The organism is Porphyrobacter sp. MBR-155, assembly GCF_040547625.1.
Lineage (GTDB): Bacteria > Pseudomonadota > Alphaproteobacteria > Sphingomonadales > Sphingomonadaceae > Erythrobacter.
The window spans coordinates 13004-36466 of the sequence record NZ_JBEPQB010000009.1; the positions used below are offsets into that span (position 1 = coordinate 13004).

Below are 23463 nucleotides of genomic sequence, written 5' to 3' on the forward strand. Positions count from 1 at the left end.
GTAACTGACAGGCTTGTCAATAGTGCGTTGCGTTTCAGGACTTATTCGGCGGGTTCAAGCGTGCCTTTCGCGCGCCGTGTGAACCATGCCTTTTTCACCCGTCCGGCTCCGCCCGATTTCATCACCCGCTTGCGGAACAACAGTGATCCGCCCTTGACCAGCGCCAGCACGGCCAGCGCCTGCCACGCCAGCGCCAGCGCGTGAGTCCACAAGGCAGGCTCCATCGCCGCGCGCGCCAGCATCGCGAAGGGCGATGACAGCGGGAAGGCAATCGCCGCCATCTCCATGCCCGAACCGGGATGGTTGATGGTGTAGGCGGCGAGGAAGAACACCATCAATTGCATCATCGTGACCGGCATCGACAGCGTCTGGACTTCGCGCACGGTGTTCGCCATCGCGCCGATGGTCAGGAACAATGCGCCAAGCAGCAGATAGGCCATCGCAAAATAGACCACCCCCAACGCGATAAACAACGGCCAGCCGACCGCAGGCGCGGGCAGGCGGGCAAGGTCAAATCCGGTGGCCTGCGTGATGCCATCGCCGCCCAGCGCCCACAGCCCCCATGCCGCCCCGCCCCATACCGCAATGCCGACAAACGACACGCCCAGCATCGCAAACAGCTTGCCCGTGAACACCGCATCCATCGGGATCGCCGCGGCGAGGATTTCGATGATCTTGTTGGCCTTTTCCTCGACGAGGTTGGACAACACCATCCCCGCCAGCAGCATCGTCAGCAGGAACAGCAGCATCTGCGCGATCTGCGCGGTCTGGATCCGGGTTGATCGTTCCGATGCGGCGCTGGTGGTTACCACCTGCGCGGCGATGTCGGGGAAGCTGGCTGGTTCAACCGACAGCGCATCCGCGGCGATCAGGCCGACCGGGCCTTGCCAACGGGCGATCTGGCCTTCGGTGCCGGTCAGCACGGGCGCGACTGGCGTGCCGGTCATGATCGCAGCGTAATTGCCCCGGCGCGCCTCCATGAAGGCGCGTGCGTCAAACGCGGGGTCGCCCGCCGCCTGGGGCACTTCGCGCAAGGCTGGCAGTGCACCGCCCAATTGCGGGGCGATCCGTTCGCGCGCGGCGATCATCGCGGCATTATCGGCCGCCGACATGGCGAGGCCAACCTCGATGCTCACCGCACCGCGCTGCACCTGCCCGCCGATGCTGCCCGCCAGCCCGCCGACGATCACCGGAAACAGCGGGCCAAGCAGGAAGAACAGGAAGGCACGGCTGAACAACACCGCCACGAAATCGCGCCGGGCGATCACCCACGCTGCTTCAAGCGCGCTGAGGCGTGGGCGGATCGGGGCGGAACCTTCGGTCATGCCTGCACCTCCGCCGAATCGGCTTCGAGCTGGCGAGCGGCGGCCTCACCCGCGATGGCGACGAAGGCATCGTGCAGGCCCGCCCGTTCGATTGACAGCGACAGAATCCCTGCCTCGCCTTCGATCAATTGCCGCAGCAAAGGTTCGATCCCGGTTTCGGGGAGCGGGAACTGGAAGAAATCACCGTTGCGCCTGGCATCCTTGGGCAGCGCGGCCAGCCATGCGCCTTCACGCGCGCGGGTTTCCAGCCGCACCTGCGCCGGGATCCGGTCGCGCGCGGCCTCGACACTGCCGGCATAGGGCACCTTGCCCCCGGCGATGATCGCAACGCCTTCGCACAGCCGTTCGGCATGGTGAATCACATGGGTGGAAAAGATCACCGTCACGCCATCTTCTGCCAGCGCGCGGATCATCACCTCTAGCTTGCCCTGATTGATCGCGTCGAGGCCTGAAAAGGGTTCATCCAGCACCACCAGCCGCGGGCGGTGCACCAGCGTGCCGAGCAATTGCACGGTTTGCGCCATGCCTTTGGACAGCTGCCTGATCTGCCGGTCAGCCGCGTGGCCAAGGCCGTGACGTTCGAGCAACTCAGCTCCGCGCGCGCGGCCTTCTTTCAGTGGCAATCCGCGCAACGCACCCATAAACGCAATCGCCTCAATCGCTTTCATCGCCGGATACAGCCCGCGTTCTTCGGGCAGATAGCCGATCAACCGGCCGATATCGTGCGGGCGATCATGCCCGAACACGCGGCGCACGCCTTCGTCGGGGTCGATAATGCCGAGCAACATTCGTAAGGTCGTGGTCTTGCCCGCGCCATTAGGGCCAAGGATGCCGTATATCGCGCCTTCGGGGACAGAAATATCCACCCCGTCAACCGCGCGGGTGCCGTCAAAGCTTTTGACCAGCCCGCGCGCTTCGATCGCGAGAAGGCGGGCGTCGATTGTCGCCGCAGTCCCGCCTGCTGTGTGATTGCCCGCCCGATGATGTTCGCTTACCGCCATGTCCATGCCTTACGCGGTTAGGCGGCAGGATTAAACGGGAGCCTCTCGAAATATGGTTAACCCCCCGGCAATACCTGATCTGGCGGCGCAGATTGCCGCGCAGGCGGCAGCATTGGGGTTTGCGACCTGCGGGTTTGCCAGCGCGGGCGAAGACCCGCTGCGCTCTGCGCGGCTGGAGACGTGGCTGGGCGAAGGCCGCCATGGCAGCATGGAATGGATGGCAGCGCGGCTTGACCATCGCCGCTCCCCCCAAGGGCTGTGGCTCGCCGCGCGCAGTGTGATTGCCCTGGGCATGAGCTATGCCCCCGCGCATGATCCGCTGGCGCTGGAGGGGTCGTCCCACCATGCGCGGATTTCGGTCTATGCGCAGGGCAAGGACTATCACGATGTGGTCAAGAAGCGGCTAAAGGCGCTCGCGCGGTGGCTGGTGGCAGCCGAACCGGGGTCTGAGGTGAAAGTTTTCGTCGATACCGCCCCGGTGATGGAAAAACCGCTGGGTGAGGCGGCAGGAATCGGCTGGCAGGGCAAGCACACCAATCTGGTCAGCCCCGAACATGGTAGCTGGCTGTTTCTCGGCGCGATCTACACGACGCTGGAATTGCCCCTTGCGCAGCCACACCGCGACCAATGCGGATCGTGCCGCGCCTGTCTGGATGCCTGCCCCACCAATGCCTTTCCCGCGCCCTACAGACTCGATGCGCGGCGCTGCATTTCCTACCTCACCATCGAACACAAGGGCCCGGTGGCCGAGGGGCTGCGCGCAGGTTTGGGCAACCGCATCTATGGCTGCGATGATTGCCTCGCCGTCTGCCCGTGGAACAAGTTTGCCCATCAGGCACAAGGATTGCGCGAATTCCTCCCCCGCGCCGAACTGGTTGCGCCGCGTCTGGGTGAATTGCTGGCGCTGGACGATGCGGGGTTTCGCGCGCTGTTTTCCGGCTCCCCGATCAAGCGCATCGGGCGGGATCGGTTTGTGCGCAATTGCCTCTATGCGGCGGGGAATAGCGGCAATGATGCACTGATCCCGCAGGTGCAGGCGCTAACCGAAGACCCTGACCCGGTGGTGGCCGAGGCCGCCGGATGGGCTTTGCGCCAGCTTATACCAAAGTTCGATGAGCCTGACTCATCGAACTTTGGTATAAGCCCGTGCGGCGCTTGAGCATCTCCAGCGCGTGATGCGTCAGCATCTTAGCGCGCTGGTATTAGAGCAAATCCTTGAGCGGCATTTCAGGGTCGGCGAGCAGCGCCGGATCGACCTTGCCGACCCCGCTTTCGAGCAGTTTGCGGCCCTGCACGTAATCCTTCATCGTGTTCACACAATCGAACGCAATCGGCTTGCCATCGCGCAGATACACCACCGTGAACTTGCGGGTTTCAGGATCGCCGCGCAGCACGGTCTGATCGAAGCCAAGGCTTAATCCGGCGGTCTGCAATTTCAGATCATACTGGTTCGACCAGAACCACGGCAGCGCGTGATAGGGTTCTTTTTCGCCCATGATCGCGCGTGCCACGGTGTTTGCCATGTCATGCGCGTTCTGCACTGATTCCAATCGGATCACCGCGCCATCGGCAAAGGGATTGGCATGGGCGGCGCAGTCTCCGATGGCGTAAATGTCATCCAGAGTGGTGCGGCAGCAGAAATCGACATCGACCCCGTTAGACCCGGCAGCGCCCGCAGCAATCAGCGGCGCGACGGCGGGCACAATGCCGATGCCGGCCACCACCATGTCGCAGGCGATTTCTTCGCCGCTGTCCAGCATCACCCCGGTTACTCGGCCTGCATCCTCACCCAGAACCGCACGCACGCCTTCGCCCAAGCGCACGTCAACGCCCTGACGGCGATGTTCTGCGGCGTAGAAGTCAGACATCTCCGCGCCTGCCACCCGCGCCAGCAGGCGGGGGAGCATTTCCACCAGCGTGACCTCGCAGCCCAGCTTGCGCAGCACAGCGGCCGCTTCCAGCCCGATGTAACCGCCGCCGATCACGACGGCCCGCTTTGCCCCGCCCGCCAGCGCGGCCATCATCGCATCGGCATCACCCTTGTCGCGCACATAGAACACGCCGGGTAGCACTGCACCCGGCACCGGCAGGCGGCGCGGATCGCCCCCGCCCGACCAGATCAGTTTGCGATAGGTGACGCTGCCGCCGTCCGACAGGGTAAGGCGGCGCGCGCGCGCATCAATACCCGTCACCGCCGCGCCCAGCCTGAGCGCAATTTCCTTGTCCGCCCAGAACTTTTCGGGGCGGATCATGATCCGTTCAAACCCCTTGTCCCCGGCAAGGTATTCCTTTGATAGCGGCGGGCGTTCGTAAGGCGGCGCGTGATCGCGCCCGATCATCAGGATCGACCCGTCAAAGCCGTGGTGGCGCAAGGCAATCGCCGCCTGCGCGCCGCCATGGCCCGTGCCGACGATCACGACGTCAGCGTGGTCGATAGTAGATGCTGTCATAGCGTGCCTATGCCCTTCCGGCTGTCTGCGGCCTTTGACTTGCCGCAAATTGCCGAAGGGTCAAGCTGCCAGAAACGGGATAGAGGCGAGACGTGCCGCCTATCTCTCCAGCAGATTGCGCGCCTGACTGGCGATCTGCGCCAGCATTGCTGCGCCCACCGGCGGGCGGGCCTGCGCGCGGGCGATCATGTTGCGGAACTGCGCGACCGATGCGGCATTATACGTCGCCCATTCGGTAACCGCGCCGAGCGGGTCATCCTTGCCGCCCTTGCGCCGCATCAGCCGCCGCAGGAATTCGATCCGCATTTGCTGGAAATCGCGCGCCAGGCCCGATACCAGCAACCGTTCCCACACGTCAGACGGTGACATATGCGCTGCCACCCCCTGCGCCCAGTCCAGCCCCAGCCGCGTGCCGATTCCGGCAAAGGCATGGGTCAGTAGCTTTGCATCGATTTCGCTATCCAGCGCCAACCGCGCAAGGCCCACCGCGCCATCGAAGTCAAACAGGTTGGCAACCCGCGCCGCCAGCGAATCGGGCGCACCGGCGGCGACAAACCCCTGCCGCAGTTCCAGCGAACGCGCGCGTGGTTCGGCGCTGAGCAATTCCTCACGCGCCGCAGTCAGCAATGTGACGCCCTGCGACAATTCGCCAATCATCGCGCCAGCGGAAGCCTTGCCCGCCGCCGTTCGCAACACATCGGACATCAGATTGCCGACCGCCGCTGCCAGCCGATCAAACAGCGCAAGGCGCGCAGCTTCGGGGATCGCCGCCTCGTCCAGTTCGCGCCATAGCGGTTCCAGCGCGAACAGCCGTTCCGCCACCACAAAAGCGCCCGCAACTTCGGCGAGGCCAACGCCTTCTTCTTCGGCGAGCTCAAACGGGTGCACCATGCCCAGCCGGTTGACCATGCGATTGGCAAGGCTGGTCGCGATCATCTCGCGCCGCAGCCGGTGGCCGCGGATTTCGGCGGCATAGGTCTTGCGCATGGCCGAAGGAAAGCGTGCGATCAGCAGCGGTTCCAGCACCGGATCATCGGCCAGTGCGCTCGCTTCGATCGCGGCCTGCAAGGCCAGTTTGGCCGAAGATAGCAACACCGCCAGTTCAGGCCGCGTCAACCCACGCCCGTCAGCGGCGCGGCGCGACAAGGCTTCGCCATCGGCCAACCCTTCGGTGCGGCGGTCGAAATCGCTGACTTCGCCCAGCCGCTCAATCAGGCGGATATAGGCGGGGATGGCCTCCGGCCCGCGGCTTTCCGCGACCGACAGCGCCAGCGCCTGCAGGCGGTTGTCTTCAAGCACAATGGCGGCAACTTCATCGGTCATCGCGGCGAGCAGCGTGTTGCGCTTTTTCGCGGTCAGCTTGCCCGACGCGGTCGCTGCGGCGAGCGCGATCTTGATGTTGACCTCGTTATCCGAACAATCGACCCCGGCGGAATTGTCGATGAAATCGGTGTTGATCCGCCCACCTGCCAGCGAAAAGGCGATGCGTCCGGCCTGCGTGATACCAAGATTGGCGCCTTCGCCGATCACCCGCGCGCGCACCTCGGTGGCGTCGACGCGCAAGCCATCATTGGCCGGATCGCCAACCTGAATGTGGCTTTCCTGCGGAGCTTTGACATAGGTGCCGATCCCGCCGAACCACATCAGATCAACGGGGCTGCGCAGAATCGCGGTAATCAGCGCTTCGGGTTCGATCTCTTTGGCCTGGATGCCAAGCAATTCGCGCGCCTGTTTGGGCAGTTTGATCTGCTTGGCAGCGCGCGAAAACACTCCGCCGCCCTTGGAAATCAGGCTGGCGTTGTAATCCTCCCAGCTTGACCGGGGGAGTTCAAACAGGCGTTTGCGCTCTTTCCAGCTGGCCAGCGGATCGGGCGCAGGGTCGATAAAGATGTGGCGGTGATCAAACGCGGCGACCAGTTTTATCGCCTTGGATAGCAGCATCCCGTTGCCGAACACATCGCCCGACATATCGCCGCAACCCGCCACGGTGATGGAATCCGACTGCACGTCGATCCCCATTTCGCGGAAGTGGCGCTGCACCGAAACCCACGCGCCGCGCGCGGTGATGCCCATTGCCTTGTGGTCATATCCGTTGGAACCACCGCTGGCGAAGGCATCGTCGAGCCAGAAATTGCGGGCCTGCGCGATCCCGTTGGCGATGTCGGAGAAAGTCGCAGTGCCCTTGTCCGCGGCGACCACGAAATAGGGGTCTTCGCCGTCAAGCACCTGCACCGCCTGCGGATGCACAACCTTGCCGCCGACGATATTGTCGGTGATCGACAACAGCGTGCGGATGAAAATTTCGTAAGATGCGCGGCCCTCTGCGGCCCAGGCTTCGCGATCAAGCGCGGGCGAGGGGAGTTGCTTGGGATAGAACCCGCCCTTGGCCCCGGTCGGCACGATCACCGCGTTCTTGACCCGCTGCGCCTTCATCAATCCGAGCACTTCGGTGCGGAAATCGTCGCGCCGGTCAGACCAGCGCAGGCCCCCACGCGCCACCGCACCAGACCGCAGGTGAATGCCTTCGACCCGGCGCGAATAGACGAAAACCTCCCGCCACGGCAGCGGCTTGGGCAGGCCGGGGACAAGCGCGCTGTCGATCTTGAACGCCAACGCCTCACCCGCCACCGGGGCAAAGGCATTGGTGCGCAGCACCGCATCAATCACCGCACGGTAGAGCCTGAGCAGCCGGTCATCGTTGATCGCGCTGACTTTCGCCAGCCCGCGCGTGAATGCAGTTTGCGCAGCGGCAATCGCTTCGCCGCGCCCACCGGCAAAGGCCGGATCGTGGCGCGCAGTGAACAGCGCCGCCATCGCGCGCGTCACCTGCGGCGCACCGACCAGCGCATCGACCACGGTGTAAATCGTGTAGCTCACCCCGGTCTGGCGCAGATAGCGATAAACCGCACGCATCCAGTTTGCCGCCTGCGGGGCCAGCCCGGTCGCCGCTACCAGCCGGTTGAACGGATCATCTTCGGCCAGGCCGTTCAGCACATCGGCCAGTGCATCTTCGATCAATCCAGAGCGTTCGAGCAACGCACCTGCCTCAAGCCCGGCGGGCACGGTCAGGATGAAATCATGGATCGATCCCAACGCCGGGTCGGTCAGGAAGGTCGGCACTTCGGCGGCGACCCGGAAGCCGAAATTCTCCAGCGCGGGAACCGCATCGGACAATTCCAGCGCGCCTTTGAGAACATAGACCTTGAGCCGCAGCGTGTCCGGCCCATCCTCGCCCAGGCGGTAGAGCCGCACCGCGCGGTCGGCGGGATTGGCTTCCGTTTCGGCCAAGGCCAGCGTGCGCAGCTTGGCAATGTCGCGCGCAGCCTCTGCAGCACCGTAGGACAGACGGTATCCCGTGGGGAACGCAGGGGCATAGCGACCAGCCAGCGCAGCGGCGCGGCCTTCCTCTCCGTGGGTGGCCAGATGCGTCGCCACCGCCTCGTTCCAGCCGCGCAGCAGATCCACCAGCAACGCCTCAACCGCGACGTCATCGGGCAGATCATCGCATCCGCGCACATCGATCAGAAACCGCAGCAGCGCCAGCGAGCCGCTTTCAACCTCAAGGCTCCAGTCGAGCAGCGCCGCGCCGGGGGTCGCCAGCAACATCGCCTGAATCTGCAAACGCACATCGGTGGAAAGCTGATCGCGCGGCAACCACACAAACGCAAACACGTGGCGTTCAAGGCTTGATCGCACCATCACCAGTCGCGGGCGTGGGCGGTCAAGCAGCGCCATCTTGGCCGTGACCAGATTGACCACCTTGGCCGGATCGAACGCGGTCAGCAGATCATTGGGAAGCGAGGTGAAGGCGTGCACCAACGCTTTACCATTATGCCCCGCCGGATCATAGCCGAGCGTCGCAGTCAACCGGCCCAGCACATCGCGCAGCACCGGAACTTCGCCCGGTCGCGCAGCCAGCGCCGCGCTCGTCCACAGGCCCGCATGGATGGATAGCGCGGTGACTTTGCCCTGCTCGCGCTGCGGCACAATGAACAGATCCAGCGGGCTGGCGCGGTGCACGCGTGATTGCACGTTGGACTTGATCGCCAGCAGCGCCCGCGGCTTGCCCGCTGCATCGGGATGGTCAAACCATTCGAAGGCACGCTCAAGCGACACTTCGGCCAGCAATTCCCGCGCCGAACCGGTGCAGATGCCAAGCACGGCGGTTTCACTGCCATCGCGGTGGCGTGTAAGGTGGCCGAGCTGCGTCAGCATCCCGCCATTGAGCCAGTCGAGCAGCGCGCCCGCTTCGGCATCAACAGTGTCAACCTGTTCGCGATCCGCCGCCATCGCGGCCTGCATCACGGGCCAATCATTGACCGCCGCGTGCACATCACCAAGCGTGGCCTGCAAGGCTTCGAGCAGCTCGCGCCGCTGGCGGGCATCGACGCGCGGGGTTTCGCAATAAATCAGCGATTCGCGCTTGCCGGACACGGGTTTTTCGCCGGGCTTGCCCAACGCGGTGATCGCACCTGCCGCATCGCGTTCCACCACGATGACCGGGTGCAGCAACAGATCGATACCAAGGCTTTGCGCGGCGATCGTCGCCGCTACTGAATCGACCAGAAACGGCATGTCTTCATTGATAATCGCGATCCGCAGATGGCGCCGTTCGCCGCTGGTGGATTCGATCTGCACCAGCGGCTGCCCCGGCGCGCGATTGCGCGCGGCGGCCAGCAGATACCCTGCCGCCGCCTCAAGCGCGGGCTTGTCTACGGGCCTGTCGCCAGGCAGCTGTGAGGCTCCCAAATGAAGGCTAAGGGCATTGATCAGCGCGCGCTCGTTAGATTTGGGCGTCGCTTCGGTGGTGGTTTTCAGCCCCATCATTGGCTCCCGGCGTCCTGCGATCCAGCATCAATTTCCTGTAATTATATTGTGCCGGATTGTTTTAATCGTGTTGCTGGCGATACGCGCTTACCCCCATCCGGCGCAAGCGCGTTGATTGCGTGTTTTACACCGCCGCCATGGTTTTGCAGGCGTCCAGCGTCAATTCGAGCGAGCGGATGCGCGCGTCCGGATCATAGGTCGCGCCGCACAGCATGATCTCGTCCGCGCCAGTGCGCTGGATGAAGGCGGCGATCCCGTCGCGCACCTGCGAGCGCGTGCCAACCGCCGCCGCCTGCCCGATATGCGCGAGCATCGCCTGTGCGGGAGCGGGCAGAGTGCTGGTGAAATCGGCCACCGGCGGGGGCAGCTTGCCGGGGTTGCCGCTGCGCAGCCGCACAAAGCTCTGCTGCTGGCTGGAGGCGAGCAGGCGCGCCTCGCCTTCGGTTTCAGCGGCGAACACATTCATCGCCACCATCACATGCGGGCGATCGAGCGCGGCAGATGGCTGGAAATCGCGGCGGTACAGCGCCAGCGCCCCATCCAGATGATCGGGCGCGAAATGCGCCGCGAACGCGTAAGGCAGGCCCAGTTTCGCGGCGAGTTGCGCGCCGAACAGGCTTGATCCCAGCATCCACAGCTCAACCTTGGCACCCAGCCCCGGCGTGGCGGTGATCGGCAAGTCGATATCACCGGTCAGCAGCGCGCGCAGTTCAACCACGTCCTGCGGAAAATATTCGGACGCCTGATGCAGGTTCTTGCGCAAAGCGCGCTGCAATTCCGGCCCGGCGCCCGGCGCGCGGCCCAGCCCCAGATCGATCCGCCCCGGAAACAGCGCGTCCAAGGTGCCGAATTGTTCGGCAATCTGGAACGGGGTGTGATTGGGCAGCATGATCCCGCCCGAACCGATGCGGATGCGGTTGGTGGCGTTGCCGATATGGGCGAGCACCACCGACGTCGCGCCGCCCGCGATCCCTTCCATCGCGTGATGTTCGGCCACCCAGAACCTGTCGCACCCCAACGCTTCGGCGGCGCGGGCGAGGTCGGTGGCGGCGGCGAAGGCTTGCGATACAGTGCCGCCTTCGCGCACCGGCACCAGATCGAGCACGGAGAACCGGGTCATGACTGCGGCCCCTGTTCCACTGTCATGGCAGGCCCCGCGTCTGCTTCAGGGGGAAGCTGCGCAAGATAGCCCTGCGCGGTGGCGGCAAACGGGCTTTGGGGCGCAAGATCGATCACCGATTGCCAGCTTTGCCGCGCCGCATCGTCCCGCCCGGAAAGCGCCGCGATTACCCCGGCCTCCAGCCCGATTTCGGGATTTTCGGGAGTGAGCAGTGCTGCCCGTTCAATCGCGGCTTGCGCTTCGTCCAGCCGATCAAGCCGCCGCAGCAAGGTGGCCTTGAGCAGCCAGCCCTCGCTGCGTTCGGGTGCCAGCGTGGTGGCGGCCTCCAGCGCGGTCAGTGCGTCATCGCTGCGCCCCAGCGTCACCAGCGCGCGGGCACTGTCAATCGCGGCCAATGCTGCAAGCACAGCTGCGCCCGCCGCCTGTGCGTCCGTCTGCGCCAACGTCAGCAGATCAAGCGCGCCTGCCGCATCCCCGCCCGCCAGCGCGGCATTGCCCGCCAGCGCCGCAAACCGCGCGCGGGTGCGGACTTCGTCCGGCGGCGTCTCTTCACGCGCGGCGATAAAGGCGGCGCGAGCATCATCCCACAATCCCAACTCGCTCGCGGCGATGCCAAGGCAGTGATTGGCCAGCACCCGATCAACCCCGGTGGTTTCGCTGCGGCGAATTTGCGCGATGCTGTGCGCGCGCGCCGGGTCAGCCGCGAGTTGATCGAGACAGGATGCGTGCCATGCGCTGCTGGCGTTCAATTCGCCCTTCACGGCAGAATCGCGCGGCGGGCGGTCGCGCACCAGATCATCGGTCGGCATTCCCCCGACCATCGGATTGGGGCCAACCTGAAGCAGCATGGCAAGAAACAGGGACGTTAGGGGCACTGGGGCGTTCTATCCGTAAAACTGGGCCACAATGGCCTTGATCAGGGCGATGTCGCATTCGCGCGACAGGCGGTGGTCACCGTCCTCTATCAGGGTGACCTGTACATCGTCCGAACGCAATGCCGCCTTCAAACGCATGGAAATCTCCCACGGCACATCGGCATCGGCCTTGCCGTGGATCAACCGCACCGGGCAGGCCAGGTCGATCGCGCGCTCCAACCGCAGATGGCATTCGGCATCAGCGAAAAAGCGCGCATGGGTGGGGGTAGGGTCGGGGCCATAGGGATTGGGTTCGTAAATCGTCTCGCCCGCCGCCAAGGCGCTACGCTGCGCCTCGGTATAGCCCCAGCGGGTAAAATCGGGCGCAGGCGCGATCCCGATCATCCCGGCCACGCGATCCTTCAGCCGCGCGGCCACCAACAGCATCAGCCACCCGCCCATCGACGATCCTGCCAGCACTACCGGCCCGGCGACATAGCTTGCGATCAGCGCCAGCACCTCGTCGCGCCAGCGCGACAATGTGCCATCAGCAAAATCGCCGCCCATGTCAGGCCCGGCGCTGTGCCCGCAGCCCGAATAATCCATCAGCAGGCAGCTTCGCCCCTGCGCCTCAGCCTCAGCAAACAGCGCGGTCGCCTTGCTGCCTGTCATGTCGGACATATAGCCGGGCAGGAACACCAGCGCCGGGCCGGTTCCCTGCGTCAGGCGAAAGGCAATCCGGCGGCCATCATATAGCGTGTGATGCATGATTGCGCTCATGCACGCTCCATGCCTTGCGCAGCGGGGGAAAGGCAACCATTGTCATCGCAATGACAAGAGAGAGGGTTACGCACACCGCCATGAACATCACCACACCTGCGGGCCAACCCGTCCCTTCCCAAACGGCGCTGACCCGCCGTAATCTGTTCACCCTCGCCGGGGCGTCTGCCGCCTTGGCCGCGACCCCGCTGGCGGCGCGCACATTTGGCAGCGGCTTCACCCATGCGGTGGCAAGCGGCGAACCATCGGCGAACAGCGTGCTGTTGTGGACGCGGTTTGTCGGCGAGGCGGAAACCACGCTGACCTGGCAGGTAAGCGCCACCGAAGATTTCACCCGCACCCTTGCCGAAGGCGAAGTCACCGCTTCGCCCAATCGCGACTGGTGCGCCAAGGGGATCGCCACCGGGCTTGAACCTGACCGCTGGTATTTCTACCGCTTCATCGCACCGGGCGGCGCGACCTCGCCGGTGGGCCGCACGCGCACGCTTCCCGAAGGGCCGACGGCAAAGTTCAAACTCGCGGTGTTTTCCTGCTCGAACTACGGATTTGGCTGGTTCAACGCCTATGGCCACGCGGATGAGGCCAATGATGCCGATCTTGCGGTGCATCTGGGCGATTATATCTACGAATATGGCGCGGGCACCTATCCTGATCCCAACCAGGCCGATCCATCGCGGGTGCTGGCCCCGGCAACCGAGATCATCAGCCTGACCGATTACCGCCTGCGCTATGCCACCTACCGCGCCGACCCTGATTGCCAGCGGCTGCATCAGGTGCTGCCGATGATCGCGGTGTGGGATGATCACGAAACCGCCAATGACAGTTGGAAAGACGGCGCGGAAAACCATCAGCCGGACACCGAGGGCGAATGGGCGGTTCGCAAGGCGGCGGCCAAGCAGGCCTACCGCGAATGGATGCCGGTGTCCGATGAACCCTATGCCGCCTATCAGGTGGGCGATCTTGCCACGCTGTTCCGCCTCGACACCCGGATCGAAGGGCGCGACGAACAGCTTGATCTGGGCAAAGTGCTCGAAGGGCAGAGCGATCCGCAAGCGATGGTGGCGGCGCTGGCCAAGTTCCGCGACGGCGAATGGGCCGATCCCGCGCGGCAATTGTTGGGCGCAGCGCAGGAAGGGTGGCTGGCGCAGGGCCTCGCCGCCTCCACTGCGGGCGGCACCGCGTGGCAGGTGCTGGTGCAACAAGTGCTAATCGGCAACCTCAAAAGCCCCGTCAGTCTGACCAGCCAGCTGGGCGATGATCTGCCCGCCTACATCCGCCAGCGCCTGACTGCCGCAACCATGGCAAGCAAGGTCGGCCTGCCGCTGAATATGGACGCATGGGACGGCTACCCCGCCGCGCGCGAGCGACTGTTCAAGGCCGCGCTGAATGCCAACGCCAACCTCATGGTACTCGCGGGTGACACCCACAATGGCTGGGCGTTTGAACTCGGCCACGAAGGCGCAAATGTCGGGGTGGAGCTGGGCGTATGTGCGGTCAGCTCGCCGGGGTTTGAAAGCTACCTTTCGTCCATCGCGCCCGAAACGCTGGCGGGCGCGCTGGTGGCGGAGAACGAACAGCTCAAATGGGCCGACACGTCGCAGCGCGGTTATATGGTGATCGACCTCACCCCCACCCGCGCCGTGACCGAATATCGCTTTACGGGCGGGGTGAAGCAGCGATCAACCCGGCTGGCGGGGACGAAACGGATCGTGACCGAGGCAGGTTCGGGGATGCTGGGGGTTTAGGGGCAGGGCCTAGTCACGGCTGAAGATCGCTTCGATCGTCAAGCCAAACACATCGGCGATTTTGAACGCGAGCGGAAGCGATGGGTCATAACGGCCCTTCTCGATCGCGTTCACACTCTGGCGGCTGACGCCCAGCCGCTCGGCGAGATCCTGCTGGCTCCAGTCGCGTTCAGCGCGGAGGACTTTGAGGCGGTTGTTCATTCCTGAAGTCCACGCATGCGGTACCAGTAATAGGCCAATATCCATGCCAGCATCGCAATTCCCGTCATGTTCTGTCCGGTCAGTTCGGGTATGGCATAGAATTTGGTTGCCAGAAGCCAAATCACGTTGACAATTGCCATGCAGCCGAGGCCAACCAGCGCCGCATTGGCCATCAACTGGAAGATATATTCTTCGCTGCACCGGCGATCGAATGCGGTTGCCTTGGCGACCAGGAAAACCAGCACAAGCGTGCCAATGCCAAGCAGGCCCGCCTGTTCCCACGACGTAAAGATATGGGAAACCGTCCCCTCCTTGGCCGCCTCGCCGATCATCAGCAGGCTGGCGCCCAATGGCAGGACAAGGAACATGTCTAGCCGTTGTGGTGACAGCTTCATGTTTTTGCCCCCCCGCCGCAGCAGTTACGTCCTTTGAGTGAGGCCACGGCGAGTATGGGAAGCGCAGTGACCAGCACCATGCCCGCCTTATGGGGAAATACGCCACCGCTCGCGGCAAGCGCGACCGCGATGATCAGCATCGCCCAAACAGCAGCTTTCCAGATATTCAACATATGACAAATTTCCTTTCTCTTATGGAAAGGGTGTTTGTCATTGATTCGCAATTTAGTCAAGTGTTCTTTCCATAAAGGGTGGGGTGCTTTCCATTTTTTCGTCTCGCCGCTTTGCTAATGACATCGCAACTCCTGCTCGCTATCTACCTCGCATGGCTCGCCTGCTGACCACGCTCACAACCACCACCACCCGGACTATCCGGGGGCGGGGGGCTGTGCGTTAAGCGCGAGGCCCGCCGCCCGGTTCGGGGCGGCGCGGTGTTCTGCCTCCAACCGTGATTTGTTCAACACCGCTCTTCCGGTGCGCGCCTGCTTGTCCTAAGGCGCGGCCAAACCAGACGGATTTGCGACAATGACCGAACTGCTCAAGATCAGCCTGCCCGATGGATCGGTGCGCGAAGTGGCCCCCGGATCGACCCCGGCGGACATTGCCGCCGCGATTGGCCCCGGCCTTGCCAAGGCGGCGATTGCCGCGCGCGTCAACGGGGAACTGCGCGACCTGACCCGCCCGTTCGAAGGCGATGCCGACCTCGCGCTGGTGACAGCCCGTGACGAGGCCGACGCGCTCGAACTCGCGCGCCACGATTATGCCCACGTGCTCGCCGAAGCGGTGCAGGCATTGTTCCCCGGCACGCAGATCACCTTCGGCCCGGCGACCGACGACGGCTTTTATTACGACGTGAAGGCGCCCGAGGGCCGCGAGCCGTTCAGCATGGACGATCTGCCCGCCATCGAGGATGCGATGCGCGCGATCATCCGCGCTGACAAGCCGCTGCGCCGCGAAGTGTGGAGCCGCGAACAGCTCATCGCCAAATGGGCAGCCGATGGCGAAAGCTTCAAGGCCGAATGGGCGCGCGAACTTCCCGAAAACGAAGAACTCACCGTCTATTGGAGCGGCAACGACTGGCTCGACATGTGCCGCGGCCCGCACCTGCCGTCGACCGGGAAACTCGATCCCGATGCCTTCAAGCTGATGCGTGTCGCGGGCGCATACTGGCGCGGCGATCAGAACAATGCGCAGTTGACGCGGATCTACGGCACCGGCTGGCTCAACAAGAAGCAGTTGAACGCCCACCTCACCCGACTGGAGGAGGCCGCCAAGCGCGATCACCGCAAGCTGGGGCGCGAGATGGACTTGTTCCACTTGGCTGAAGAGGCGCATGGCAGCGTGTTCTGGCACCCCAAGGGCTATCGCATCTGGCGCGAGCTGGAAGCCTATATGCGCCGCAAGATGGACGGCGCGGGCTACCGCGAGATCAAGACCCCGCAGGTGATGAACGCGCGCCAGTGGGAGCAATCGGGCCACTGGGGCAAATATCGCGAAAACATGTTCGTGATTCCCGACGAAGTGCCCAACACCGAGGATGAAGGCCCGGTGATTTCGGGCGAAGCGCAGTGGATGGCGCTGAAACCGATGAACTGCCCGGCGCATGTGCTGGTATTCAAGCAGGGCATCACCTCATACCGCGATTTGCCGATCCGGCTGGGCGAGATGGGCTGCTGCCACCGCAACGAACCCCACGGCGCGCTGCACGGGCTGATGCGGGTGCGCCAGTTCACGCAAGATGATGCGCATATTTTCTGCACCGAAGGCCAGGTGGTGGCCGAAGTGCAGGATTTCATCGCGCTCGCCGATAGCGTCTATGCCGATTTCGGCTTCACCTATGACATCAAGCTGGCGCTGCGCCCCGAACAGCGCTTCGGCAGCGATGCCGATTGGGACAAGGCCGAACAGGAACTGCGCGACGCATTGACGGCGAACGGCCTCGAATGGGAGGAGCTCCCCGGCGAAGGCGCGTTCTATGCGCCCAAGCTCGAATGGCACCTGACCGATGCAATCGGGCGCACCTGGCAGGTTGGCACGATCCAGTCCGACCGGGTGCTGCCCGAACGATTGGATGCGCATTACATCGGTGAGGATGGCGACAAGCACCGCCCGGTGATGCTCCACCGCGCGATCTTCGGTTCGTATGAGCGTTTCATCGGCATCTTGATCGAACATTTTGCCGGGCGGATGCCGGTTTGGCTCGCCCCGGTGCAGGCGGTGGTAGCGACCATCGTGTCTGAAGCCGATGACTACGCCCGCGACGTTTCAGCGCAGTTGCAGGCGGCAGGCCTGCGGGTCGAAACCGACCTGCGCAACGAAAAGATCAACTACAAGGTGCGCGAACACTCGCTGGCCAAGGTTCCGCACCTGTTGGTGGTGGGTAAACGTGAGGCCGACGAAGGCACCGTCGCCATCCGCACGCTGGGCGCAGAGCATCAGCGGGTGATGAGCCTTGCCGATGCCATCGCGCTGATCCGTGCCGAAGCGACCCCGCCCGATCTGCGCGGCTGAACCGATCAGACCGGCAGTGCCCAGGGTCAGACCCTAGCCCGCAAGGATCAGCGCTGCCGCACAGCCGAGCACGATCATGCTGCGCGCAAGATTGAACGGGTCACTCCGCCCAGTGGCAGCGATAAGCGGATGAGCAAGGGCAAGCGCGCGGTTCATTCCGGCGATCATCGCGCCGAACCGCTAACGAATCGTTAAACCGCCGTCGCTGCGGGGGCGGGCGCGGCGGGCATTTGCTGGCTGGCGCAGTGGAACCCGCCGCCACCTGCCAGCACTGCCTCTGCCGCCAGGCCGATCGTGGCGCGGTCGGGAAACAGCGCGGCAATCGCGGCGACGCCCTCGGCATCATGGGGCGAACCGAAGGTCGGCACCACCACCAGATGGGTGGTGATGGCGAAGTTCACATAGCTGGCGGGTTCGATCGCCCCATCGCGCTCGATGCGTCCGGATGAGGGGATGCGCGCCACCTCCACCCCGAAATCAGCGGCGCGCGCGGCGGCATCGGCATAGATGTCCGCGTTGGGATCATCCCGCCCGGTCGCCTCTGGCACCACCAGCCGGTTCGGCCCGACAAACCGCGCAAGGTTATCGACATGGCCATCGGTGTGATCGTTGATCAGCCCATCGCCCAGCCACAGCACGCGGGTGAAACCGAGTTGCGCGGCCAGCTGCGCCTCGATGTCGGCGCGGGTCATCGCCGGGTTGCGATTGGGATTAAGCAGGCATTGCTGCGTGGTGGCGACCAGCCCGGTGCCATCCCCGTCAATCGCCCCGCCTTCGAGGATCATCGGCGACGTGCTGATCGCCAAGCCCGCATCGCGCGCCAGCTGCGCGCCGATTTCCTGATCGCCCGGCATCAGATATTTGCCGCCCCAGCCGTTGAAGCCAAACCGCCGCGCGGTGCGGGTGGAACCGTCAAACACCCCCAGCGGGCCGGTGTCGCGCAGCCAGATATCGCCATAGGTGCGCCGCTCCAGTATCACCTTGGCGCTGACAAGCTGGCGCGCGCGGGCTTCATTGGCGTCATCACGCACCAGCAGCCGCACGTCCTGCCCGCTTTCGGCCACGGCATTGGCGAACGCGGCGATCTGCTCTTGCGCAGGCTCAAGCCAGCCGGGCCATTCCTCCGCCAGATGCGGAAAGCCGATCCACAGCCAGTCCTGCGGCGCCCATTCGGGCGGCATGATCATCGTCATGAACGGATCAGCAGCCCCCATCCGCCGCCGCGCAATCCTCGTCACGCACCGCCTTGAACTCGTCCCCCTCATTCCAGTTGGGCCAGCTCGTGCTCATCGCCATCATCCGGCCGATGCGGAAGAACAGCTGCAAATCGGCCATCACGCCCGACCAGTCCCAGCTTTCGTCGAATTCATCCTTCGGCCCGTGGTAGCGGTTTTCGGTATAGTCCTTCGCCACGGCAGTGCCCGCGTCGATCCCGCCGTCGATCAGATCGACGCCGCCATCAATATACAGCATCGGCACGCCAAGCTTGGCAAAGGCGAAGTGATCCGAGCGGTAATAATACCCGGCCTCCGGCTTGGGATCGGGCGTGATCCTGCGATCGCTGGCTTCGAGCGCGGTGTTGAGGAAGGCGTCAAGCTGCGACTTGCCGGGGCCAACCACCGTCACATCGCGCGCCGGGCCAGCCACCTGGAACGCATCCATGTTGATCCCGCCCACTGTCTTGTCGAGCGGAAACACCGGGTTGGCAGCATAGTAACTTGCACCAAGCAGGCCCGATTCCTCCGCTGTCACCGCGAGAAACACCAGGCTGCGCCGTGCAAGCCCAGCCTTGGCATGGGCTTCGGCCAGCGCCACCAGCGCAGCAGTGCCAGTGGCGTTATCGACCGCGCCGTTGCAGATATCATCGCCATCAGGCGCAGGCGTGCAGCGGCCAAGATGATCCCAATGCGCGGTGTGGAGCACATATTCATCGGGCGCTTCGGTGCCCGGAAGGATGCCGATCACGTTGTGCGATTTGAAACTGCGGAAGGTGCTGGCAAAGCTGGTTGCCGCAGTCAGGCCGAGCGGAACGGGTTTGAACCCCTTCGCCTGCGCCGCGGTGGTCAGCGCGTCGAGATCCTGTCCGGCGGCTTTCAAAACCTTGCGCGCGGCATCTTCGGTGATCCAGCCGTTCATCTGGGTCAGCGGCGGGGCGTTTTCGCCGCGCTGGGCATAGGCTTGTGGGCCGCTCCACGAACTTTCGACCACGTTCCAGCCATAGCTGGCCGGTTCGGTCTGATGCACGATCAGCGCACCGGCCGCGCCCTGCCTTGCGGCTTCTTCATACTTATACGTCCAGCGACCGTAATAGGTCATCGCGCGGCCATTGAACGGGCCGTCAAGGCCATCCGCCTGCCAGTCGGGATCATTGACAAGGATCACCACCGTCTTGCCCTTGACGTCGAGCCCTTCGTAATCGTTCCAGCCGCGTTCGGGCGCGTTGATGCCATAGCCGACAAACACCATTTCGCTGTTCGCCAGCGTGGTCTTGGCTTCTTCGCGGTAGGTCACGCCAACCCAGTCGTTGGCGAAATCGAGCGCGATGTTCGCACCCTTGCCCGCAATCGTCAGCGGGGCGTAATCCTTGCCGGTAATCTCGATCAGCGGGACTTCCTGCACCCACGAACCATTATTGCCCGGCTGCAACCCCGCCGCCTTGAAGCGTTCGGTGAGCAAGGCGATGGTCTTTTCCTCACCCACAGTGCCGGGCATCCGCCCTTCAAATTCGTCGCTCGACAGGATGCGGGTGACGTCTTTCATGGTGGCTTCGGAAATGTCGCCGTCAGCCACTTCGGGAATATCCATCCCGTCGATCCCGCCATTCGGCGCAAGCGCATCGCATCCCGCCAGCGCCAATGCCGCCGCCATTACCGCGCCAAGCGCCCCGATCCGTGGTTTCATCGCCATCGCATCCTTGTGTCTGATCCGTGTCATGGCAGTGCAATTGCAGAGCCAGCGCGGGCGCGCAAGCATCAGGTCTTGCAGCAAGCCTCCCGCAGCGCCAGACAGGCGGGCGATGACCGATGCTGCACACGCCGATTGGGACAGCGCGCTGACCCGCGCCCGCACCCACGCGCCCTTCCTCGCCCGCGCATTGGAACGCCAGCCCGATCTGGCCGCCTTGCTGAGCGCAGGCGAGGGTGACGCGGCGCTGGCATGGGCGCGGGCACAGGGCGAGCATCCTGATGCCGAAGTGGCGCTGCGGCGCGAGCGGTTGGCGCTGGCAGCAGCGCTGGCGGTGGGTGATCTGGCCGGAGCCTTCGCGCTGACGCAGGTGGTGGGCGAACTCACCGCCTTTGCCGACCGCGCATTGGACCGCGCAATCCGCACCGCGATTGCCGAACGCACTGATAGTGACGCAGCTGATGGCTTCATCGCGCTGGCGCTGGGCAAGCAGGGCGCGGGGGAGCTCAACTATTCGTCCGACATTGACCCGATCCTGCTGTTCGACCGTAATCGTCTGACGCGGCGGGCGAGCGATGATCCGGGGGAGGCGGCGCAGCGCTATGCCCGCCGGGTGGTGTCGCTGCTATCGGCCAGCACGGCGGATGGATATGTGTTGCGGGTCGATCTGCGCCTGCGTCCGGCGAGCGAGATCAGCCCGCTGGCTGTGCCGGTCGGTTCGGCAATGGCGCATTATCAGGGCGCGGCGCTGGCGTGGGAACGCGCCGCCTTTGTCCGCGCGCGCGCGGCCGCAGGGGATATTGCGGCGGGTGAGGATTTTCTCACCGCAATCCGGCCGTTCGTATGGCGCGCCCAGCTTGATTTTGGTGCGGTGGAGGAAATCCGCGCGCTCACCTTGCGTATTCGTGAAAGCTACGAAGGCCCGGCCGACCCCGGCCCCGGTTTCGATATCAAGCGCGGGCGCGGCGGTATTCGTGAAATCGAATTCTACGCCCAGACCCATCAGCTGATCCACGGCGGGCGCGATACATCGCTGCGGGTGCGCGGCACGCGCGCCGCGCTCGATGCGCTGGCGGCGGCGGGGTGGATCAGCGCCAGCAACGCCGCCACGCTCGGCGATGCCTATGACCGGCTGCGGATGATCGAACACCGTTTGCAGATGGTGCATGACCGCCAGACCCATGCGCTGCCCGAAGGCGCAGCGCTGGATAATGTCGCGCGGCTTGACGGGTTGGCCGATGGCGCGGCGCTGGTCGCGGAACTCACCGAAATCACAGCACGCAGCGCGCGCATTTACGAAGAGCTGATCGGCGCACCCGAAGCCGCGCCAGTGGCGGTGGCCATGCCGACCAGCGCGCTTACCCATCAGCTTGCCACATGGGGCTTTGCCGAACCGGATGTGGTGGCCGAACGGATCGAAAGCTGGCGCGATGGGCGGCACGCCGCGATCCGTTCGCCACAGGCGGTGGAAGCGTGGGACCGGCTCGCCCCGGCGCTGATCCAGGCGATTGCACACAGCGATGATCCGATGCGCGCGATCACCCGCTGGGAACGGATTATAGAAAGCGTGCCATCAGCGATCACCACTTTCCGCCTGCTCGACGCACGGCCTGATCTGCTGAACCGGCTGGTCGCCGCGCTGACGCTGGCCCCGGCGCTGTCGGATGAGTTAGCGCGCAAGCCCGAATTGCTCGACACGCTGATCGACAAGGATGCGCTCGATCTGCCCGGTGACATTGCCGCGATCATGGCGCGGATGCGCGGCGCGGCGATCCGCGATGATTACGAGGCGCTGCTCGACGCGATCCGGGTGGTGACGGGCGAGATTCGCTTCGCGCTCGGCATTCAGCTGATCGAGGGATTGGCCGATCCGCTCGACATCGCCCACGCGCTGTCACGCACCGCCGAGGCCGCGCTGAACCTCGCCGCCGATGCGGCCGCGCAGGAATTTGCGATCAACCACGGACGCATCGCGGGCAGCGAATTGCTGATTCTCGGGCTTGGGCGGCTGGGCGGCGGGGCGCTCACCCATGCGTCTGATCTTGATATCGTCTATCTGTTCACGGGCGATTTCGCCGCGCAATCGGACGGGCCGCGGCCTTTGGGTGCAACCCGCTATTACAATCGCCTCGCCAGCCGGGTCAGCGCCGCGCTGTCTGTGCCGACCGCGCAGGGAGCCTTATACGAAGTCGACACGCGGCTGCGCCCGCAAGGCAATCAGGGGCCATTGGCGGTCAGTTGCGAGGCGTTCGGCAAGTATCAGCGCGAGGCGGCGTGGACGTGGGAGCACATGGCGCTCACCCGCGCGCGGGTGCTGCATGGCTCACCCGATGCGCGCGCCGCGCTGGAAGCAGTTCTGGCCGAAGTGCTGCACGCCCCGCGCGACAAGTCCGCATTGCGCGATGCGGTGCTTGAGATGCGCGCCGAAATGGCGAAGCACAAACAGCCGGGCGGGCCGCTGGATGCCAAGCTGGCGCGCGGCGGCCTCGTCGACATCGAGTTTGTGATTCACTACCTGCAATTGAAAGGTGAGGCGGCGGATGGCGCGCCGCTGGCCGAAGTCGCGCCGCAAGCGTTCGATCCCGATCTGGCAACCGCGCTGGCGGGACTGATCAGCGCCGGGCTGCTGTCTGACACGCTGATCGAACCGCTGGCGCTGATGCGGCGAATGCTGGTCGCCGGACGCCTGCTGGCACCGGGCGGGCGGGAGCCGCCGCCATCGGGCGCGCGCGTTTTGGCGCGGGCGTGCGGGTTCGAAAGCTATGATGCGCTGGTGCAGGCGTTTGCTACGGCGCGGCACATCGTCGCGGGGGTGTGGAAACAAATTCTGGGCACAGACATTATCGATCCCGACCAACAGGAGCACACAAGATGAGTAATTTCGCAGGCATTGGTGACGCCATCCCCGATATCGCCATGGAAACCCCCGATGGCGACCATGTGAAGCCGTCGGACTTTGCCGGATCAAAGCTGGTGATCTTCTTCTATCCCAAGGACGACACCCCCGGCTGCACCACTGAAAACAAGGATTTCTCCGCCTTGCAGGGCGAATTCGAAGCGGCGGGCACCAAGCTGCTCGGCGTCAGCAAAGACCCGGCCAAAAAGCACCAGAAATTCATCGCCAAACACGGCCTCACCGCCCCGCTCGCCAGCGATGCCGAGGAAGGCGGGCTGTCCGACGCGCTGGGCGTGTGGGCGGAAAAGCAGATGTACGGCAAAACCTATATGGGCATGGTGCGCGCGACCTATCTGGTGGATGCCGACGGCAAAATCGCCCGCATCTGGCCCAAGGTGAAGGTCGCCGGCCATGCCGAGGAAGTGCTGGCGGCGGCCAAGGCGCTCTGACTCTG

General features: G+C 64.5%; 18 protein-coding genes. 5 read left to right on the forward strand and 13 right to left on the reverse strand.

The window, feature by feature from the left end; genetic code table 11:
- Positions 1 to 41: 41 nt before the first annotated feature.
- Together ABIE62_RS10735 and ABIE62_RS10740 are read right to left on the reverse strand one after the other, a co-directional pair.
- Positions 42 to 1325, reverse strand: a complete 1284-nt coding sequence (locus ABIE62_RS10735) for an ABC transporter permease (RefSeq protein WP_354325922.1) — start codon at positions 1323 to 1325, stop codon at positions 42 to 44.
- A complete protein-coding gene (locus tag ABIE62_RS10740; RefSeq protein ID WP_354325924.1) occupies positions 1322 to 2332 on the reverse strand; it encodes an ABC transporter ATP-binding protein in 1011 nt (336 codons plus the stop codon). Before ABIE62_RS10740 ends, ABIE62_RS10735 begins: the two co-directional genes overlap by 4 nt.
- Before the next feature lie 46 nt (positions 2333 to 2378).
- On the opposite strand from ABIE62_RS10740, the gene queG reads away from it, so the two are divergent.
- Positions 2379 to 3485 carry a tRNA epoxyqueuosine(34) reductase QueG gene (queG, locus tag ABIE62_RS10745; protein WP_354325926.1) on the forward strand — a complete coding sequence of 369 codons (1107 nt, stop codon included), beginning with the start codon at positions 2379 to 2381 and terminating at the stop codon, positions 3483 to 3485.
- Between the two features lie 43 nt (positions 3486 to 3528).
- Here queG and ABIE62_RS10750 read toward each other — a convergent pair whose 3' ends face one another.
- The 5 genes from ABIE62_RS10750 to ABIE62_RS10770 form a co-directional block, all read right to left on the reverse strand.
- Positions 3529 to 4776: an NAD(P)/FAD-dependent oxidoreductase gene (locus tag ABIE62_RS10750; RefSeq protein ID WP_354325927.1), complete on the reverse strand. Its 1248-nt coding sequence runs from the start codon at positions 4774 to 4776 to the stop codon at positions 3529 to 3531.
- Positions 4777 to 4875: 99 nt separating this feature from the next.
- Positions 4876 to 9600, reverse strand: a complete 4725-nt coding sequence (locus tag ABIE62_RS10755) for an NAD-glutamate dehydrogenase (protein WP_354326099.1) — start codon at positions 9598 to 9600, stop codon at positions 4876 to 4878.
- 127 nt (positions 9601 to 9727) lie between these two features.
- Positions 9728 to 10723, reverse strand: a complete 996-nt coding sequence (locus tag ABIE62_RS10760) for an LLM class flavin-dependent oxidoreductase (RefSeq protein WP_354325929.1) — start codon at positions 10721 to 10723, stop codon at positions 9728 to 9730.
- Complete coding sequence (locus ABIE62_RS10765) at positions 10720 to 11598, reverse strand: tetratricopeptide repeat protein (protein ID WP_354325931.1); 879 nt, start codon at positions 11596 to 11598, stop codon at positions 10720 to 10722. Before ABIE62_RS10765 ends, ABIE62_RS10760 begins: the two co-directional genes overlap by 4 nt.
- Positions 11599 to 11607: 9 nt before the next feature.
- The gene (locus tag ABIE62_RS10770; protein WP_354325932.1) at positions 11608 to 12357 is read right to left on the reverse strand and encodes an alpha/beta fold hydrolase; all 750 of its coding nucleotides are present in this window, start codon (positions 12355 to 12357) and stop codon (positions 11608 to 11610) included.
- A gap of 50 nt (positions 12358 to 12407) precedes the next feature.
- Between ABIE62_RS10770 and ABIE62_RS10775 the strand changes: the two genes are divergently transcribed.
- A complete protein-coding gene (locus ABIE62_RS10775) occupies positions 12408 to 14102 on the forward strand; it encodes an alkaline phosphatase D family protein (RefSeq protein WP_354325934.1) in 1695 nt (564 codons plus the stop codon).
- A 9-nt stretch (positions 14103 to 14111) separates the two neighbouring features.
- Here the strand turns inward: ABIE62_RS10775 and ABIE62_RS10780 are convergent, their stop codons facing one another.
- From ABIE62_RS10780 to ABIE62_RS10790, 3 genes are read right to left on the reverse strand one after another with little or no spacing between them, the layout of a single operon-like run.
- Positions 14112 to 14303: a helix-turn-helix transcriptional regulator gene (locus ABIE62_RS10780; protein WP_354325935.1), complete on the reverse strand. Its 192-nt coding sequence runs from the start codon at positions 14301 to 14303 to the stop codon at positions 14112 to 14114.
- Positions 14300 to 14698 carry a hypothetical protein gene (locus ABIE62_RS10785; protein ID WP_354325937.1) on the reverse strand — a complete coding sequence of 133 codons (399 nt, stop codon included), beginning with the start codon at positions 14696 to 14698 and terminating at the stop codon, positions 14300 to 14302. The genes ABIE62_RS10780 and ABIE62_RS10785 overlap by 4 nt, the downstream gene beginning before the upstream one ends.
- On the reverse strand, positions 14695 to 14871 hold the full coding sequence (locus ABIE62_RS10790) for a hypothetical protein (RefSeq protein WP_354325939.1): 177 nt from the start codon (positions 14869 to 14871) through the stop codon (positions 14695 to 14697). The genes ABIE62_RS10785 and ABIE62_RS10790 overlap by 4 nt, the downstream gene beginning before the upstream one ends.
- Before the next feature lie 352 nt (positions 14872 to 15223).
- Here ABIE62_RS10790 and thrS point away from each other — a divergent pair, with 352 nt between their 5' ends.
- Entirely contained in the window at positions 15224 to 17209 is a 1986-nt protein-coding gene (gene thrS, locus ABIE62_RS10795) for a threonine--tRNA ligase (RefSeq protein WP_354325941.1), read from the forward strand.
- A 33-nt stretch (positions 17210 to 17242) separates the two neighbouring features.
- Here thrS and ABIE62_RS10800 read toward each other — a convergent pair whose 3' ends face one another.
- From ABIE62_RS10800 to ABIE62_RS10810, 3 genes are read right to left on the reverse strand one after another with little or no spacing between them, the layout of a single operon-like run.
- Positions 17243 to 17365, reverse strand: a complete 123-nt coding sequence (locus ABIE62_RS10800) for a hypothetical protein (RefSeq protein WP_354325942.1) — start codon at positions 17363 to 17365, stop codon at positions 17243 to 17245.
- A gap of 35 nt (positions 17366 to 17400) precedes the next feature.
- Positions 17401 to 18402: an agmatine deiminase family protein gene (locus ABIE62_RS10805; protein WP_354325943.1), complete on the reverse strand. Its 1002-nt coding sequence runs from the start codon at positions 18400 to 18402 to the stop codon at positions 17401 to 17403.
- Between the two features lie 7 nt (positions 18403 to 18409).
- Positions 18410 to 20110 carry a M28 family metallopeptidase gene (locus tag ABIE62_RS10810; protein WP_354326100.1) on the reverse strand — a complete coding sequence of 567 codons (1701 nt, stop codon included), beginning with the start codon at positions 20108 to 20110 and terminating at the stop codon, positions 18410 to 18412.
- 115 nt (positions 20111 to 20225) lie between these two features.
- Between ABIE62_RS10810 and glnE the strand changes: the two genes are divergently transcribed.
- Both glnE and ABIE62_RS10820 read left to right on the forward strand, forming a co-directional pair.
- Positions 20226 to 22988, forward strand: a complete 2763-nt coding sequence (gene glnE, locus ABIE62_RS10815; protein WP_354325945.1) for a bifunctional [glutamate--ammonia ligase]-adenylyl-L-tyrosine phosphorylase/[glutamate--ammonia-ligase] adenylyltransferase — start codon at positions 20226 to 20228, stop codon at positions 22986 to 22988.
- Positions 22985 to 23458, forward strand: coding sequence for a peroxiredoxin (locus tag ABIE62_RS10820; RefSeq protein WP_354325946.1), 474 nt, complete (start codon positions 22985 to 22987; stop codon positions 23456 to 23458). The genes glnE and ABIE62_RS10820 overlap by 4 nt, the downstream gene beginning before the upstream one ends.
- Positions 23459 to 23463 lie beyond the last annotated feature (5 nt).